Annotated in this window: 18 protein-coding genes; 2 read left to right on the top strand and 16 right to left on the bottom strand. The window is 36.6% G+C overall.

What is annotated here, in order from left to right:
• Positions 1–10: 10 nt before the first annotated feature.
• The 13 genes from AAA926_RS06695 to AAA926_RS06635 all read right to left on the bottom strand — a co-directional run bounded on the left by AAA926_RS06695 (position 11) and on the right by AAA926_RS06635 (position 10,832).
• Positions 11–1,201 (bottom strand): MFS transporter, encoded by a 1,191-nt coding sequence (locus AAA926_RS06695; protein ID WP_265893135.1) that lies wholly within the window; start codon positions 1,199–1,201, stop codon positions 11–13.
• A gap of 102 nt (positions 1,202–1,303) precedes the next feature.
• Complete coding sequence (locus AAA926_RS06690) at positions 1,304–2,074, bottom strand: acetyl-CoA carboxylase carboxyltransferase subunit alpha (protein WP_265893134.1); 771 nt, start codon at positions 2,072–2,074, stop codon at positions 1,304–1,306.
• Complete coding sequence (locus AAA926_RS06685) at positions 2,064–2,918, bottom strand: acetyl-CoA carboxylase carboxyltransferase subunit beta (protein ID WP_265893133.1); 855 nt, start codon at positions 2,916–2,918, stop codon at positions 2,064–2,066. The genes AAA926_RS06690 and AAA926_RS06685 overlap by 11 nt, the downstream gene beginning before the upstream one ends.
• Positions 2,908–4,305, bottom strand: coding sequence for an acetyl-CoA carboxylase biotin carboxylase subunit (locus tag AAA926_RS06680; RefSeq protein ID WP_338212173.1), 1,398 nt, complete (start codon positions 4,303–4,305; stop codon positions 2,908–2,910). Before AAA926_RS06680 ends, AAA926_RS06685 begins: the two co-directional genes overlap by 11 nt.
• An 11-nt stretch (positions 4,306–4,316) precedes the next feature.
• Positions 4,317–4,763, bottom strand: a complete 447-nt coding sequence (fabZ, locus tag AAA926_RS06675) for a 3-hydroxyacyl-ACP dehydratase FabZ (RefSeq protein WP_338212172.1) — start codon at positions 4,761–4,763, stop codon at positions 4,317–4,319.
• Positions 4,764–4,774: 11 nt separating this feature from the next.
• On the bottom strand, positions 4,775–5,233 hold the full coding sequence (gene accB / locus AAA926_RS06670; RefSeq protein WP_198179977.1) for an acetyl-CoA carboxylase biotin carboxyl carrier protein: 459 nt from the start codon (positions 5,231–5,233) through the stop codon (positions 4,775–4,777).
• Positions 5,234–6,466 carry a beta-ketoacyl-ACP synthase II gene (gene fabF / locus AAA926_RS06665; RefSeq protein WP_198179975.1) on the bottom strand — a complete coding sequence of 411 codons (1,233 nt, stop codon included), beginning with the start codon at positions 6,464–6,466 and terminating at the stop codon, positions 5,234–5,236.
• Positions 6,467–6,476: 10 nt separating this feature from the next.
• A complete protein-coding gene (fabG, locus tag AAA926_RS06660) occupies positions 6,477–7,211 on the bottom strand; it encodes a 3-oxoacyl-[acyl-carrier-protein] reductase (RefSeq protein ID WP_198179973.1) in 735 nt (244 codons plus the stop codon).
• Complete coding sequence (locus AAA926_RS06655) at positions 7,208–8,140, bottom strand: ACP S-malonyltransferase (protein ID WP_198179971.1); 933 nt, start codon at positions 8,138–8,140, stop codon at positions 7,208–7,210. Before AAA926_RS06655 ends, fabG begins: the two co-directional genes overlap by 4 nt.
• Before the next feature lie 4 nt (positions 8,141–8,144).
• Complete coding sequence (gene fabK, locus AAA926_RS06650; protein WP_198179969.1) at positions 8,145–9,098, bottom strand: enoyl-[acyl-carrier-protein] reductase FabK; 954 nt, start codon at positions 9,096–9,098, stop codon at positions 8,145–8,147.
• Between the two features lie 3 nt (positions 9,099–9,101).
• Positions 9,102–9,350 (bottom strand): acyl carrier protein, encoded by a 249-nt coding sequence (locus AAA926_RS06645; RefSeq protein WP_034977944.1) that lies wholly within the window; start codon positions 9,348–9,350, stop codon positions 9,102–9,104.
• Positions 9,351–9,387: 37 nt separating this feature from the next.
• Positions 9,388–10,359, bottom strand: a complete 972-nt coding sequence (locus AAA926_RS06640; RefSeq protein ID WP_370466804.1) for a beta-ketoacyl-ACP synthase III — start codon at positions 10,357–10,359, stop codon at positions 9,388–9,390.
• Positions 10,359–10,832 (bottom strand): MarR family winged helix-turn-helix transcriptional regulator, encoded by a 474-nt coding sequence (locus tag AAA926_RS06635; protein WP_198179965.1) that lies wholly within the window; start codon positions 10,830–10,832, stop codon positions 10,359–10,361. The genes AAA926_RS06640 and AAA926_RS06635 overlap by 1 nt, the downstream gene beginning before the upstream one ends.
• A 320-nt stretch (positions 10,833–11,152) precedes the next feature.
• Between AAA926_RS06635 and AAA926_RS06630 the strand changes: the two genes are divergently transcribed.
• Positions 11,153–11,917, top strand: coding sequence for a biotin--[acetyl-CoA-carboxylase] ligase (locus tag AAA926_RS06630; protein ID WP_198179963.1), 765 nt, complete (start codon positions 11,153–11,155; stop codon positions 11,915–11,917).
• Positions 11,918–12,008: 91 nt separating this feature from the next.
• Here AAA926_RS06630 and AAA926_RS06625 read toward each other — a convergent pair whose 3' ends face one another.
• Positions 12,009–13,841, bottom strand: a complete 1,833-nt coding sequence (locus AAA926_RS06625; protein ID WP_198179961.1) for an FAD-binding protein — start codon at positions 13,839–13,841, stop codon at positions 12,009–12,011.
• A 271-nt stretch (positions 13,842–14,112) separates the two neighbouring features.
• Complete coding sequence (locus AAA926_RS06620; RefSeq protein ID WP_198179959.1) at positions 14,113–14,958, bottom strand: helix-turn-helix domain-containing protein; 846 nt, start codon at positions 14,956–14,958, stop codon at positions 14,113–14,115.
• 190 nt (positions 14,959–15,148) lie between these two features.
• Here AAA926_RS06620 and AAA926_RS06615 point away from each other — a divergent pair, with 190 nt between their 5' ends.
• Positions 15,149–16,510 (top strand): HD domain-containing protein, encoded by a 1,362-nt coding sequence (locus AAA926_RS06615; RefSeq protein ID WP_198179958.1) that lies wholly within the window; start codon positions 15,149–15,151, stop codon positions 16,508–16,510.
• A 69-nt stretch (positions 16,511–16,579) separates the two neighbouring features.
• On the opposite strand, the gene AAA926_RS06610 is transcribed toward AAA926_RS06615, so the two are convergent.
• Positions 16,580–18,172: an ATP-binding cassette domain-containing protein gene (locus AAA926_RS06610; RefSeq protein WP_198179956.1), complete on the bottom strand. Its 1,593-nt coding sequence runs from the start codon at positions 18,170–18,172 to the stop codon at positions 16,580–16,582.
• Between the last annotated feature and the right edge of the window lie 15 nt (positions 18,173–18,187).

The raw sequence follows: 18,187 nt of genomic DNA, 5'->3' as shown, positions 1-18,187 counted from the left end.
AGCAATTACTTTAATTAGTTTTTTTAGGTCTTGCCAGCAAAATATTTATGCCACCTATTATAATTAAGATCGCACAAAGAGCAATAATAAATTTTTCACCAACATAATCAAGAATTATGCCCGAAACAACAGACGAAATGGGGCCACCAATATTGGCAAAAGTTCTGACTGTGGTTAAGACGCGCCCTAAATAATTATCTGCTGTGGAAGTCTGAATGACAGATTCTGCGAGAACATTATGAATACTGGTAGCAGGACCAAAAAGAAAAAGTAATATACAAAGAAGTACCATGTTTTTTAAAGAAAACAACATTAAAATAAGCGGTATGGCGCTAATTGTCCAAGCCCAGCCAACTGTTATAATTCTTGCTTTCATTTTGCCGGCTATTATGGCTCCCAGTATTATTCCCGCCAGTATGCATATGTAGAAAGTACTATAAAGTGCCGGCTGCCCCGCTTTTGCGGCTATACGGGGTAAAATTAAAATCATTGCAGGTTGTGCAAACGAATAAAGCAAGCCGGACCAAAGATAGTGCAATAAAAAGGCATTTTTCTTAATGTAACTGTAGCCACTGAAAATCTTTTGCCAATATTTAGTTAGACCTTCTGCCTGGCTTTCTTTTTCTTTAACTGCATTATGAATAGGTATTTTTCTCAGAGCTGCAATTAACAATAAAAGCCCCAGTAAACTCAAGCAGGCACAAGCTAAAATAATGTCTCCGCTTGCCATAAAAGCCAGTAATGCACCAGAAAGTGCAGTACCACCAACATTTACCAGTTGATCCACGATATTAATCTTGGAAATAATACTGGTCATTTCTCTTTCATCCAGAAGAGATTCTTTTAAAATAGCGCGATCAGCGGGGTTAAAAAATTCATCACAAATTGATAGTAATCCAGCAATAATAATAGCTAAAATATAACTTTGGCTAAAATAAATAATCACAGCAGTTAGCATAAACAGTAAGACTACTTGTATCACCATGGAATAAATGCTGGTTTTCTTAAAAGAGTGACTGTCAATAAAAGGACCGTAAAAAATAGAAAGAGCAGCAGTTATTGTGAAAATAGCATTAGTAATGCCAACCATAGTTGAACTTTTGGTTTGAATTTGGATCCACCAAATAAAAACCATGCCGTAAAGCGAGTTGCCCAAGCCACTAACTAAGCGTGACAATAAGTATGGTTTTTTCTCTAACATGATTTTTCTCGTTTCGCACTAGTTCTGTTAAAATTCTATTTTAATTAAAAGCTAATTAAATATTTAAAGCAATATATTTTTTATTAATTAGGCTAAATTCTGTTAGAACTTGCGGTATCTTGCATGTCTTTTATCTAGTAAATCTACCAAATTTTCAATTTGAAATGTTTTTAGTTTTTGTCCTATTAAGTCTTTTAATCCCTGTGCTTGGTTTTCTAACACTTGTTCAGGTAAAACCCGTTCTACTATGCCCTGTTTCTTTAACCATTCCGGTTCAATGTGCATTATTTCTGCAGCCTTTGAGGCAAGTTTAGCATCCTTCCACATAATTGAAGCAAAACCTTCCGGTGACAAAACTGTATACATACTATGTTCCATCATCCAAACTTCATCACTGCAAGCAAGGGCCAAGGCTCCACCTGACCCAGCTTCACCAATAATAATAGTCAGAATTGGTACTTTTAATTGCAGCATTTCACTAATATTAGCAGCAATAATCTGGCCCTGGCCGTTCTTTTCAGCTTCTGCTCCCGGATAGGCGCCTGGAGTATTAATAAGAGTTACAATGGGAATACTCATTTTGGCAGCTGTTTTCATTACCCGCAGTGCTTTACGATAACCTTGGGGCAAGGGACTGCCAAAATTAGTTGCCATGCGTTCTTTTAATTCTTGTCCCTTATTAGTTGCAATGACGCAGACACTCATATCTTTTATGGTGGCAAAACCCGCGATTACTGCTGCATCATCACTACTTGTGCGGTCTCCGTGCATTTCAAAAAAATTCGGAAATAATTGAATTACCAGACGATGCATATTACTTTTATAGTCACTTCTTGCCCCATCCATAATGGCTAAAATTTTATCATTTGCCATGAACTTGAGCCTCCCATTTTTTTGCAGCAAAAATTTTAAGTATCTGACCTAGTTTTGCTACTTGCTTATCTCGGGGGACAATACTATCAATAAAGCCGTTTTGGTACGCATTCTCAACTGTCTGAAAATCTGGTGGCAGTTTCTTATTAATAGTCTGTTCAATGACTCTGCGTCCAGCAAAGCCTAATAAAGCTTTAGGCTCAGCTAAAATAATGTCTGCCTGCGAAGCAAAACTGGCAGTGACGCCACCAGTTGTTGGATCCATAATTACGCTGACATAAAGTAAATGTGCTGCGCGATGGTCATTAACTGCCTGCGAGATTTTAGCCATTTGCATTAACGAATGAATTCCCTCTTGCATTCTGGCACCACCTGAGGCAGTAAACAAAACAACGGGTAATTTCTTTGTAGTTGCTTTTTCAAACAAGCGAGTTATTCGCTCGCCAGTAGCTGTTCCTAGACTGCCCATTATAAACACCGGATCCATAATTCCCAAAGCAGTTTCGTAACCAGCAATATTTGCTTGACCGGTTAAAACCGCATCCTTAAGTTTAGTTTTGGACTGCATTTTTTTAATTGTAGCCTGATAATCAGGAAAATCGAGTGGATCAGTAGTCGCTAAATCCGCATCCCATTCCGTAAAGTCTTTTGTCAGCATCTTTAAGCGTGCTCTGGCAGTCACTCGAAAACCGTAGCCACAATTAGGGCACAGCTGATATTTACCGGCACGATGAAAATAAAATTTATTGCCACATTTAGGACAAATTCTAAAAATGCCTTTAGGAACATTTTCCTGATACTTTTTTAATGCACTGTGGGGATGACTTGCAAATCTAATTGCCATTAACCTGCGCTTCCTTTTCATTATGTCTTAGTTGCTGAAGATAATCGGGTAAAAATTCTTGATCTATATACGTTGTTAAATATGTACCGGTCTGAAATTTATCATCATTAAGCAAAGCAATCAAAAAATCGCGGTTAGTAACTAAACCTTTAATTTCAAATTCCGTTAGTGCATCAATCAAACGCTTAATTGCCATTTGTCTGTTAGCTGCATGTGCAATAATTTTAACAATCATCGAATCGTAAAATGGTGAAACGGTATCCCCACTGTTAACTCCACTTTCAATTCTAATGCCTAGACCACTAGGCAATACCATTTTTGCGATCTTACCAGCTTGGGGACAAAAATTTTTACTAGGATCCTCTGCATTAATGCGGGCTTCAATTGCAGCACCATGGACATGCACATCTTCTTGAGATATGCTCAAATCTTTGCCTGCAGCAATATTAACCTGTTCCTTAACGAGATCAATCTGAGCAACTTCTTCAGTAATTGAATGTTCAACCTGAATCCTAGTATTCATCTCCATAAAATAGAAATGATGGTCAGGATCCATTAAAAATTCGATAGTACCGACATTTTCATAATTTATTGCCTTTATTGCTTTAACAGTTATCTGTTGCAAATAGTCTCTTTCTTTTGCACTGATTTGTGAACAAGGCGTTTCTTCAATTACTTTTTGCTGGTGACGTTGCATTGAGCAGTCTCTTTCGGGAAGTGCCACCACATGTCCTGTTTTATCTGCCATGATCTGTACTTCGACGTGTTTGGCTGGGGAAATAATTTTTTCCAGATACATTCTATCGTCTCCAAAAGAAATTCTTGCTTCTTCTTGTGCCTGGTTAAATGCTTCTGTTAAGTCAGCAGCTTGAGTCACACGTCTTATTCCTTTTCCGCCACCACCTGCAACGGCTTTGAGCATTACGGGGTAGCCCACTTTATTTGCAATTTTGATTGCAGCTGCAGCATTTTTAACAATCCCATCACTTCCAGGAATAACAGGTATATCATTCTTGCGCATCATTTCCCGAGCGTTAGCCTTATTTCCCATTAAAGAAATGGTTTTTGCCTTGGGACCAATAAAAACTAAATGGCATTCTTCACACATTTGGGCAAATTCAGGACTCTCTGATAAAAAACCGTATCCTGGATGAATTGCATCTGCTTCCGTTAGGACAGCCGCACTGATAATATTTTGCATATTTAAATACGAATCGGCTGGTTGGGGAGAACCAATACATATTGCTTCATCAGCTTCTTTCACATGTTGGGCATGTTTATCGGCCGTTGAATAAACAGCAACTGACATAATTCCCATTTCGCGTAAAGCTCGAATTATCCTTATAGCAATTTCTCCACGATTCGCTATCAAAATTTTTTTAAACATAATGTCACACTTTACTGAATTGCAAATATTAGCTGAGCAGTACAGGCAACTTTATCTTTAACAGTTGCCTTGGCCTCACCAATCCCGGCATTTCCACGTAGCTTATCCAGCTTAACTTCTAAATTCAAAGTATCTCCCGGCTTAACCATTGTTCTAAAGCGAGCATTTTTGATACCACCAAAATAAACAGTTTTCCCTTTAAATTCCGGTAGTGTCAGCAATGCAACTGCACCAGTTTGCGCCAAAGCCTCAGTTATCAAAACACCCGGCATTACTGGATTACCCGGAAAATGTCCCTGAAAATAGCTTTCATTAATTGTGGTATTTTTTTGAGCAACAGCATATTTACCGGGCTCATAATCTAAGACCTGATCAATTAACAGCATTGGGAATCGGTGAGGCAAAATAGCCTGAATCTGCGCACTATCTAAAGTGTGTAACTTTTTTGGTTCACTCATATTTGCTTCCTTCATTCTGGAATAACCGTGATCAGTGGTTGATCATATTCAACCACTTGTTCATTTGTAACTAAAATTTTATCAATAGTCCCTGTAAAGTCGCTTTTAATTTCAGTCATCATTTTCATTGCTTCAATAACGCAAACCACATCACCTTTATTGACATGATCACCCGGTTTTTTATATTGAGGTTTTTCTGGACTTGCTTGTAAATAAACTATGCCAACAAGTGGTGCCTTAATTTTTAAAGTTTTCTCCTTGGGTGCAGCTATCTTGCCAAGTGGTTGATGAGCAGTTGCCTGCGTCTCTTTAGCAGCTGGTTGACCATTTGACCTTTCTTCCCCAATTTCTACCGGTGTAGCTTGACTTTTGTCAATCTTAATATGGCCACCTTTAAAGTCTAAATCCAGTTTGGTGATATCACTTTGATTAATTTCTGCGATTAATTTTTCAATTTCTTCAAAAGTCATTTAATCATTCCACCTTTTTAACGCAATCACCGCATTATGTCCACCAAAACCAAATGAATTGCTGATGGCATAATCTATTTTTTGTTGACAATTTTGTTTGTTGACCAAATTAACTTTGCACTCGGGGTCTTGCTGGGTTACTCCTACATTTATCGGCAATAATCCTGAATTAAGTGCCAAAATTGTGGCAATAGCTTCAACGGCTCCTGCTGCTCCTAGTAAATGACCCGTCATACTTTTAGTACTCGAAACTAAGACTTTGCTCTTTTGACCAAAAACCTGATTAATTGCTTTAGACTCAGCCCAATCATTTGCTTTGGTACTTGTCCCATGAGCATTGATATAGCCCACTTGCTCAGGACTAATTTCAGCTTCACTAAGAGCCAGTTCCATAGCTCTTGCAGCCTGGCTACCACTTGGATCAGGAGATGTAATATGGTATGCATCGGAACTAGTCCCATAACCGACAATTTCACCTAAAATATGTGCGCCACGACTTTGAGCATGTTCTAGCGATTCTAAAACAAGAGAGCCTGCACCTTCTCCCATCACAAAACCGTTACGATTTTGATCAAAGGGAATACTTGCTTTTTCAGGATCCGTTGTCGTGGACAATGTTGAAATTGCAGCAAAACCAGCTATTCCACTTTCATTGATTGCAGCTTCTGAGCCACCGGCAATCATGACATCAGCATAGCCATCTTTTATCTGTCTAAAAGCTTCACCAATTGCATTTGTACTGGAAGCACAGGCAGTCACAATTGTGGTACTGATTCCTTGGGCATGATAGCGAATAGAAATATTGCCTGCTGCCATGTTAGCGATTGAAGTAGGAATAAACATAGGCGAAACCCGATCCAGGCCTTTTTCGTGCCATTTAATGACTTGTTCCTGGATGGTAGTTAGTCCGCCAATTCCTGTGCCCCAAATTACGCCAAAACGTTCACTATTGGTATTTTTATCATCAATTCCTGCTTGTTCCATGGCTTGTGCAGTTGCATACATCGCGTAGAGTGTGAATGCATCCATGCGTTTAGTATCTTTTTTAGTTAAAAAAAGCAATGGGTCAAAATTGTCCAGTTGCCCAGCCAGGGTGACCCCACTTGAATCAGCATCAAAATAAGTAATTGGCTCAAAACCAATTTTTTGACTATTGAGTCCATCTTCAAAACTGACAACGTCATTACCAATAGGTGTTAAGGCACCCAAACCTGTAATTACTACTCTTGTCATTACTTACTCCTTACTGCATTGTCAATCCGCCGTCTACGGTTATTGTTTGACCAGTAATATAGTCATTTTGAGCTAAAAAAACGGCAGTTTGTGCTATTTCTTCAATTTGTCCCAAACGTTTCAGCGGAATTTCCTTAAGTAATTGCTGCTTTATTTTTTCACTAAGATTTCTAGTCATTTGTGTGTCAATCATCCCTGGGGCAATGGCGTTACAGCGCAAATTGCGCAGCGCTGCTTCTTTAGCAACAGATTTAGTTAAACCAATAATTCCTGCTTTACTAGCTGCATAATTAGCCTGACCAATGTTACCTGTTAAACCAACTACACTTGATAAGTTAATAAAACAGCCGTTTCTCTGCTTATACAGCGGTCTCAGTGACTGTTTAATGACATTAAAGGTGCCAATCAAATTGGTGTTAACTACACTTTGAAAGTCTGCTTTAGACATGCGATTGAGCAGTCCGTCTTTGACAATACCGGCATTATTGACCACAACATCTAGATGCTCAAAATGATTGATAATTTTGGCAATCATTTCTTTCACATCTTCTTCTTTTGTAACATCTGCGCTAATATCCATTACTTCAACATGATCTTTTTCAAACTGGTCGATGACTTCAGAACTAATTGGTTTGCGGGCATTTAAAACTATTTTTGCTCCCTGTTTGGCAAAAGCTTGAGCAATTGCCAGGCCAATACCACGTGAACTACCAGTGACCAAGACCACACTATCTTTTAATTTCATGAATTAAACTCCTTTAAAGCAGAAATCGTTTCTTGCATATTGGCCACGCTATCTGTTTGATAGGTGGGAACTTCTTTAAGAATTTTTCGTGCAAAAGAAAGCAAAGTTTTACCTGGTCCTAATTCAACAACAGCAGTTATATCTTGACTATGCTGAGCCAAAGTTTTTGCAAAATAGGTAGTCGAAACTAGCTGCTCCGTCAAAGTCGAAACAAGGTTGTCAGGTGCAAACTCTTTTTGGGTCGTAGTGCTATAAATTGGAAAAGTGCCATTATGCCAATCAACTTTTTGCAATTCAGTTTTCAAATCTCCTTGAATTGATTTCATTAATGGTGTGTGAAAAGCTCCGCTTACTTTTAGTGAAACTACACGCGCACCGTCTTTTTCAAGTTGCTCACGCAAATTTTGAACTGCACCTTTTTCACCACCAACAACAATTTGATTAGGAGTATTAACATTTGCTATCCCAATCAGACCTATTTTTTGGGCATCTTTTATAGCTAATTCAACATCTGCTAAAGAACTCTTCATGACAGCCACCATAATTCCTGGATTTTGACTGCTTGCTTGTTGCATAAGTTCACCGCGTCTTTTTATCAAACGAAGTGCTGACTCAAATTCTAAGTAATTGGCACAAGCAAGACCGCTATATTCACCCAGGCTAAGTCCGATACCTAATTTTTTAAAATCAGCATTTTCACTAATAATTTGGTACAAGCCGTAACTCATTGCCAAAATAGCGGGTTGAGCATAACGGGTTTGCGTCAGTTCATTTGCTTTATCTGGGTCAAATAGTAATTCGGCTAAGTCTAACTGCAATATCTTGCTTGCTTTAGCGATGATTTTCCGGTAGTGCGGTTCAGTTTGGTATAAATCATATGTCAGACCAGTTTTTTGAGCCCCTTGACCACTAAATAGTAAACAAATCATTTGCTTATCTTTCCCCACTTAGCAATTTGTCTGCTTGACTATAAACCTCAGCCAGAATTTCAGCAGCAGGTTGTTCCTTTTTTACCATACCGGCAATCTCGCCCGCCATAAATGAACCTGTTTCGCTATCACCGTCAATTACTGCTCTACGCAAACTACCAGTTCCTAATTCTTCCAACTTGTCATAATCAGGATGCGGCTTTAACGCCTCTTCCTTTTCAATTCCGATATACGTTTTAGCCATCTTATTTTTTAAAACCCGTGAAGGATGGCCTGCATATTCACCAGTAACTAAGGTACTGGCATCTTTGGCACGTAAAACAGCCTTTTTATAATTAGGGTGTATCTTTGATTCACTTGCTACTAAAAAACGAGTGCCCATTTGCACGCCCTCAGCACCCAACATGAATGCAGCAGCCATACCGCGACCATCGCCTATTCCTCCAGCTGCAATTACGGGAATTTTAACTGCATCTACAACTTGTGGTACAAGGGCCATCGTCGTTAATTTTCCGATATGACCCCCTGATTCCATCCCTTCGGCCACAACAGCGTCAACACCTACACGTTCCATCATTCTGGCCAAGGCAACGGAACCAACAACTGGGATTACTTTAATGCCAGCATCTTTTAACTTTTCTATGTATTTTGCCGGATTACCCGCTCCAGTAGTCACAACTGCAACACTGTCTTTATTTGCCAAAATAACCTTGACCACTTCATCTGCATAAGGCGAAAGCAACATCACATTGACACCAAAAGGTCTTTTGGTTAGAGATTTAGCTGATTCAATCTCGTCAGCCACTACATTTCCAGGTGCATTGCCCGAACCAATAATTCCTAAGCCACCAGCATTTGAAACAGCAGCTGCCAGCTTACCATCCGCAACCCAGGCCATGCCTCCTTGAAAAATTGGGTATTTAAGACCCAGTTCTTTCATAAATGGACTTAATTCCATTTGTTAACCTTCTTTCGCTGCCAGTTGTTTTTTAACAAAATCAACTAAATCCTGAACTGTTTCAATACCTTCTTCACTTTCAATCTTGATATCAAATTCATCTTCTAATTCATTAATCACTTCAAACACGTCCAGACTGTCAGCATTTAAATCGTTTTTTATATTGGATTGAGCTGTGACAGCACTTTCATCTTCTCCAGTTTGTGCAACAATAATTTCTTTTACTTTGTTAAAAATTTCTTCTTCAGTCATTTGATTTCTCTTTCTTAATAAATTATCTTTATCGTTTTTAAAAGCTTAAGGCAATACTGGCAACCGTCAGGCCACCACCAAAGCCACTTAATATTAGTTTTTGATTGCGTTTAATGATGCCAGAATTAACTGCTTCATCCAACAGTATTGGCACACTGGCAGCAGAAGTATTGCCATATTTTGCAATATTTTCCAAAAATTTTTCTTCCGGAATATTTAGATGCTTTGCTATTGCAGAGATAATGCGTCCATTTGCTTGATGGAGCAAAAACCACTGCACATCTTCCTTTTCCCAGTTTGCTTTTGTTAAAACTCGCCTAATGGAATTAGGTACTTCATGAGTAGCAAAGTCATAAACAGCTCTACCGTCCATCTCAAAGTATTTCTTGTGTTTTGCAATGCTATCTGAACTATACGGTGAACATAAAGGTTGGTATCCGGCAGTTAATTTTGTTCCCAGCTCTCCAAAAGTTGCCAAATCTTCAGCAACTATTCCTTCTGCTTGAGAATTTTTTTCAACTAACACGCCACCACTACCATCCCCAAAGAGAACAGCAGTTGAGCGCTCTTGCCAATCTATCAACTTGGACAAAACTTCTGCTCCGATAACTAATCCTCGTTGATAGGGGCCAGCTAGCAATTTATCCGCGATCGCCAAAGCATAGATAAAACCAGAACAAGCTGCATTAATATCAAATGCTAATGCATGACCAGCTTGCAGTTTGCCCTGCACAATTGCTGCAGTTGAAGGTGTCAGATAATCAGGCGACATAGTTGCCACAATAATAAAATCTAGTTGTTCAGGTTTGAGATTAGCTTTTTGTAAAAGCTGTTGACCTACTGCTAATGCCAAATCTGAAGTCTGTTCACCTTGAACTACATGTCTTTCTTTTATTCCTGTCCTTGAAGAGATCCATTCATCTGAGGTAGTCATTATCTCTGCTAAATCATCATTAGTAATTACCTTAAAAGGAACATAATGAGCAGTCTGACTAATTCTTAAGCCCATCAATTAACGCTCCTTTTATTATCAATTCGTGGCGGAAATTCAAGAAAAGCACGCAGGTTCAATAGCGCACGTTCGATAATTGCCACCTGTTCATTATCAAAGCCTTCAATAAACTTTTTTACCATATGGCGGTGAAATGAATCATGCGCCCGATAAATTAATCGTCCTCGACTAGTTAAACCCAATCGGATTATTCTGCGATCATCTTCACCATTTATTCGCATGACATAGCCCTTACGAACCAGGTTATTAACCATAGTTGACAACGAACCTGCTGTTACCATCAATTCACTTGCTACTTGGGAGCTGGTCTTATGTTCATACATGGTAATGGCATCGATCGCGTGCAATTCTCTTAGTGAAATATCTTTAAATTCACTTTTTCGCAATTCACGTTCTTCGACTTTCATAATATCCGAATAAACTGTGGACAAAAGATTATTGATGCGTTTTAAACTTGTCTCCAATAGCATCACCTCTTACTCAACTATATAATCTGTACTAATAAAATCTTGATACTCTTTTTTATAAACATATATAAAGCCATAATTCAAATTTTAATTCGAATAAAATCGCTTTATATCAACGACTAGCATCTCCTTTAAATACTTTTATATTCAAAATAAATTATTAGAGTATGATATGGTATTATTTACTAAATGTCAAACTCCTTTCTGCAATATTAATTTATTTGCGTTATCAAGGCAAGTGTTTCTTAAAAAACTCTAAAAATAAATAGTTTGAATCTCAAAGCATTTTTGCAAATTCAATTAGGTATAAGGATAGATTATTAATGAATAGTTCAAAAAAAGAAGCATATCTCAAAATATTGTTAAACAAATTTCAACTAGAAATTAATTGGTGGAGAAGTATTAATTCCACAAATTTGTATGCAAAACAAAAACTAGCTTCTAAGGGATATTTAGGTCCAGTGCTATACGGAAGTGATGAGCAAACCTCTGGCTACGGTAAACAAAGTCGTCACTTTATTTCACAAAAAGGTGGCATTTATTTATCACTTGTTATCAAAGTGCCGCAATTGAACTGGCAGAATCAAGGATTATTAACTACAGGTATTGCCTGGCAACTGCATTTAGCTATTAATGAGGTATTTCATGTAGAGACTCAATTCAAGTGGGTGAATGATCTGCTTTTTAAAGGTAAAAAAATAGCTGGTATCTTAGTTGAATTACCACAGCCCCAAGTTGCTGTTATTGGCATTGGCTGTAATCTTTACCAGGATCATTTGCATAATGAATTAAACACAGCTGGCAACTTACTAACAAAAATTCCCAGTGAAAAGCATATTTGCCAATTTATCGCTCAAATCATAAAAAATTTATTAGAATTTATTCCTCAATTTGATCAAAGCAATTTTCTGCCTGATTACAAAGAGAAGCTGGCACTAATGAATCATGACGTAGTACTGGCACTCGGCAAACAAAAAATAAAGGGAAAAGTGACAGACTTAACGCAACAGGCAAATTTAGTTTTAGAAACCGAAACAGGTTTAAAAAGTTTTAATGCTGGCGAGGTCACAAAAGTAAGAAATTTTTAGCAAACAAAAAAGACGAAATTCTTCGTCTTCTGATAAATCCTTATTAAAATTTCATAATCGATTTTAGCTTTTAGAATAGTAAAAAGATCTTTTACTTCTTCTTTGCTTTACTCAAGGAGTCTTTGACAGCTTCTTTTATTGCTCTGCTGGTTTCTGATGCTCCAGAAACAGCATCGACATCGTAGGTGTTTTGCTCAACCATTTTTTGAGGTAACTCTTTAACCGCTTTTGAGCCGTAGTCATCACTTTCAGTTTGCTTTAAAATTTCGACATCCACAATCTTGCCTGCTTCATCCAAGGTAGTTCTGACAACCACGCCATCTCCCATACCTTGATTACTGTATCCTAAATATTGATTAGGACCGACTTTAAATTTTTGAGCGCCTTCATCACTTGAGGCAACAAAATTATCATTAATTGGCGCACTAGTTAAATCCGTTGTACCGATTCTAGATAAATCCTGTTTAGTAGCAGCAGCATTTTCTCCAGCAATTTTACCAGAAATTAAGCAATCGGCAATATTACCACCGGTAGTATATTTATTAACAAATGGTGAACCTAATTCTCCTGCTTCAAACAAATGCGGAATTGGAGTCCCATTAGGATTTAGTACTTGAGCATGACCGTCACGCCGGCCGCCACCCTGAGTATTAAGCATATTTTGTCTCAGAGCAATTGCATAAAATGGCCCATTTTGACTAAATGCACGCAAAGTTGCAGGGTCGCGGTGATAAGCATAGTCTTTTCCTTGTTGCGCCATAAAATTGAACTCTGAAATTGTTTGAGACAAAATTTCGGGATCTTTACCAATTGCAGAAGCTAAATCAGCAATTGTATCAGCCTTAATAATATTATCCAAGAAATGAGGCACTTTAAGACCATCATTTGGTTCATTTTGAAGTTCTTCGTATTTTTTCTGATCAAAAATCATATAAGGATGGTTTTGATTCAACGGTACTACCCAATCACCATGATTATAAATATGACCATGTCGATTTAGTTCTGCTTCATTGAAGTAACGACTACCATCTTCACCAACAACGATTGCACTACCTTTTGCTATTTCTGACCAAAAGACATTTAAAGCATATGTCGAACGAATGCCTTCTTTTTGCCTTGGTGAAAGGCCATGAAATTGACCAAGTGATTCAAAAGACCGCATATTCCACAATTGAGCATTTACTTCTTCCAGCATTTTAATGCCATCACCCTTATTGTACAGAGAACCAATTGGTGACAAATAAGAAGACTGCAAAAATGTCTGGATCATTTCCTTATTATTTTCAAAACCACCGACCGCTAAAACTACACCGTTATTTGCTTTAATGTTGCGTAAGACATGATCTCGTTCAATTTGAGCACCTAAAACAATTTTTGAAGCTCCATCTTGAACTAAATGTTTAGCTGGACTGCTGTACCAAACAGTAATTTTTTCTGAACGATCTAATACTTTTTGGCGTAAAAGTTTCCACAAGGCGGCATCGCTTGTGCCATTATGAACTAAGTAATCATCATAAGAATCAGCACAAGGCAGTTCAGGATATTCAGTCACATATTTGGTTGAAGGAGTACCAGCCAACAATTTTTTCATACTTACTGGTTTAACACCCAAATATTTTTCAAAATATTCACTCATATTTGCCATCCCTTCAATTAAATTGTTGAAGGGTTCTTTGTCTGGCTTCAAAGGTGCCGCCAAGTTTTCATGGTACTTTTTTAAAGCCTCATAATCCGTACCAGCTCCTACCATTTGACCAGCGTAGCGTGTATTACCACCCTCATGACCTTCTGGCGCACTATCTACCAATAAAACTTTAGCACCACTGTCTGCCGCAAACCTGGCAGCTGTAGCACCAGCACCACCAAATCCTAAAACTATTACATCATAAACAGCATCCCATTTAAAACCGTGTTCATTATCCATTATTAAGCCTCCATATAAAAACCTCTGATATAGACAACTTAATTATAATTCTAAATTCAGATATTGTGAATAAGGTAACTAATACTTTTTTACATAGAAAAATAGGTAAATATGAGCATTTACCTATTTCGTTAATTTTTTATTTTGAATTAAATCTATGGTTCAGGTAAAATAATAATTACATTTCTCAACAAGTCCATATTTACACTCCCTTTCTAGTAAATTTCTTTATTAAATGATAGCTCTCAAATTAAAAAAAGTATCTATATTTTCATATTTGAAAATTTATTTTAACTATTCTTTTTACATTTACCTCATAACCAGATTCTTTCAATATATTCAAAATTTGTTTAGCTTCTTTTCTTTTTCCTGCAATTAAATCTTCATAAAATTTACCTAATATTTTTATAAAAGCTAATTCCATATTGCTTGGTAGCTGTTCAATATATAATAAAGCATCATGACAAAGTTCTTTTCTACCTTTTTTCATGCACCAGTCAATATAATTAATCATTAGGGCACTTATTGCTGATAGCATTTTTCTGTCCATTTTATTAAAATTCTGATATTTTCTAATCATATTCCTTACCAAAAATGATGCATCATCTACGTTATAAATTTGTATTAAATTTGCCATTAATATTATTCTATAATATTCATTTTCATCCGTGTCCTTTCGGAAAATCAATTTTTTAATCTTGCTTTTCTCAGCATTACTCAATCTTTTTAAAGCCTTATCATCATGAGTATTCGCTATCAATTTAGTAGCTAATACAGTATATTTTATGAAAGGAGTTTGTGGCTGAATTTTTTCAAATAATTTAATTATTGAATTAATTTCATAATCATCGTTGGCATAAGCAGCTTTCAAAAAACTATTCATTAGTGAAATTACTTTCCTTTTATTATCTTTTTCAAGCTTATAATCCCCTAAAAAACTTTGTGGACTCACATTATGCTTTTGCAAAATATCTAAAAAGTCATTTACTCCAATATCATTTAGTCCTCTTTCTACCTTTGAATAAAATGAAACAGAAATAACACCAGCTGCCATTTCTGTTTGAGTCAATCCTAATTCTTGACGTAAACTTTTTAATTTTTTACCTATATAGTTCATTTAATCTCCTATCTTTTTATGCTATATATGACTTCATAATTATGAGCACATTTGAGAAAGCTGGCAAAACTTATTATTTAATTTTAATAAAATAAGCTAAAAGAACAATGATGTTAAACTAATGAGTCTAAGTTTGTTATAATTTAAGGTATTAACAACATTTTAATATAACAGCTTTAGGAGATTTGACATGCCAAATTTTCATAACAGTAAACTTAAAAAAGAAGTAGTTTTAAGAGATCCAGTTCACGAATACATCCACATTGAAGACGAAGTTATACTTGATATTCTGAAAACTCAGGAATTTCAAAGAATGCGCAGAATTAAGCAACTTGGTCCTATTGCCTATGTTTTTCCTGGTGCAACGCATACTCGATTCGAGCATAATCTAGGAGTTTATGAGTTAACTCGCAGAATTTGTAATATTTTTGCAAAAAAATACCCATCGCAACGTTCAGGCGATGGACTTTGGGATGATAGTAACAGATTATTAGTCGAATGTGCTGGTCTCTTGCATGATATTGGACATGGCCCGTATTCACATACCTTTGAACACCTTTTTGGCACTAATCATGAAAAAATTGGGCAAAAGATTATCACTGACCCCAGTACAGAAGTTAACCAAGTCTTGCAAACAGTTTCACCGAATTTTCCTGCTCTTGTAGCAAGTGTGATAGCTAAAACTTATCCTAATCCCCAAGTAGTTAAAATGATTTCTAGTCAAGCAGACGCTGACAGAATGGACTACTTGCAACGCGATGCCTATTTCACTGGGGTTACTTACGGAAAATTTGATTTATCCAGAATTTTGCAAGAAATCCGTCCATACAGCGAAGGAATTTGCTTTACCATGGCGGGAATGCATGCTGTTGAAGATTATATTGTTTCTCGTTATCAAATGTATCAACAGGTTTATTTCCACAGAGTCGGGCGGTCAATGGAAGTTATTTTACAGCATTTGCTTGAAAGAGCAAAAATAATTTACAAGCAAGGTAATTTGCCGGTAACTCCTAGTTTAGCAAAATTTCTAGCAAATGACTGGACACTTGATGATTACTTGAAGCTAGATGATGGCGTAATGGAAACCAATTTTTCAATGTGGACGAAAGCTAATGACCCAATTCTCTCCGATTTAGCTATGCGTTATCTCTTCAGAAAGCCCTTAGCCAGCGTATGTATCAACCAAGAAACCAAAAATCTGTTGCCAAAATTAAAAGATTTAATCAAACAGGCTGGTTTTGATCCAAATTATTACACCGATACCAATTCAGCTTTTGATGAACCTTATGATGCTTATAAACCAACTGGTAAAAATGCTAACAGTCAAATTGAAATCATGCAAGACGATGGGCAATTAATCGAATTATCACATTTGAGTCCTCTCGTACGTTCATTGAATGGCACATTGCAGGGTGACGAACGTTTCTTCTTTCCTAAAATCATGATGTCAAATAGCGATGAACCCCAAATTTTTGACCCTTTATACCAAAAATTTCAGCGTTATGTTAAAAATGGTACTTTGCGATACTTGAGAAAGCCAAAAAATAAATAAACAGCTGAATCGCTGATTCAGCTGCTTTTACTACTTTTGTTATGATTTAAGTTAAAAGTATAATTCTTTTCAATCTTTAACATTTTTTACTAAATGAATTTCTCTGTCGAATAGCTGTTTCATTTGTTCATTAAAGCTGTGAGCGATAAAAATAACGGTAGCAGGAGTAGACGTCACTTCATGCAAGATTTGCATAGTAGCTTGCTGATCGATTGCACTAGTTCCTTCATCAATCAAAATTATTTCACTTTGATGAACTAAAGCCCGCACCAGAACAATTTTTTGTCTTTGCCCTCCTGAGATATTTAACTTGTTCAAATCGATTTTTTGATTTAATCCTTCATCAAATTTGGCAATATCACTTGCTAATTGTACTTTTTCAACCAATGACGGTAAAGCGCTCTTTAATTTGTCTACAAACATCGTCATGTTGTCAGCAATGCTCACCGGAAAAAGCACAGGATCTTGGGGAATATAGCCAATTTTACTCATATCTGGGTTAACCACAGCACCATACTTGTCTTTAAAAACAATCTGCCCTGAAGTTGGTTTGATTTGTCCGAGAATGAGTTTAAACAAAGTTGATTTTCCAGCTCCAGAATCACCAGTCAGAAGCACCTTTTCACCTGACTTAATATTAATGTCTGGAAAAATTAGGCTTTCACCATTAGGAAATTGCAAACTAAGATCATGGGTACTAAGTGATGCTGGAGTTGCTACTTCTTCAGCTTGCTCTTTTTTAACTGGCGCAGCCGTTTGGGCAATCTCCTGATTTAAAGTTTTGGAGCCCTTTATTTGCCCATATCGACTAACTATGATTTGAATACTTTGCCTTAAGTAGAGATTACAATTGCCTACTCCAGTGATTGCACCAAATGCTACTATTTTAGCTTGGAACAAATAACCCGTTAGTAAGAATAAAATTAATGAAAAAGAAACTGATACCAATCCATTAATTATACTTAGTAATTGCGTAATCCCATTTTGCTTGACATAAGCATCTTCTAGCTCTTTAGCTGCATCATTAGTTACTTTAAATAGTTTTCCTCCGGCAAAATAACGTTGTAGTTCTTCAAGGCCATTAAGCCACTTTTCTAAGCAATCGAGATATTGATTATTACTCTTTGAAATCTTGGTCATTGAATTTTGTAGTGGCTTTTCTAATAATTTTGGTAACAATAATGAAATAGCCACCATCAAAATAATTGTGAGAAGTAAACTCCAGTGTAATGAAATAAGCAGAACAATTACAGATACTAAATTAATAACACCACCAATTAGACCAAAAAATGGTGCAAAATAATTTTCTTGGCTCTGATTCAGGTCATTTGTTAATCGATTTTGAATCTGGGCAACAGAATGCTCTTTTTGATCCGCGTAAAAGTGAGATACAGATCTTTTTCTGATATGAAAATTAAATTCCTCTTGTTGTTTTGATAGAAAGAACGCATGCAGTCCTTGTATTAAATATTGAAATAAGAAAGGCATAAATGAAATGACATTTATAATTAAAAACTGTTGGAATTTCTGTTGCTGAATTGCTGTGGTTAAAAGCATAAGTATTTGTGTAGTTACAATTGGTAAAGTCCACTCTAAAACGGTAATCAAAATTAGTATCATGAAGCGTAAAGGGTTTTGCTTATAAAAGTCCTTAATTGTCATAATATCTTACCTCCT

It is taken from the genome of Lactobacillus juensis (assembly GCF_036246285.1).
GTDB lineage: Bacteria > Bacillota > Bacilli > Lactobacillales > Lactobacillaceae > Lactobacillus > Lactobacillus juensis.
The sequence above is the reverse complement of the archived record's forward strand: the minus strand, read 5'-3'. Positions and strand labels throughout refer to the sequence as shown.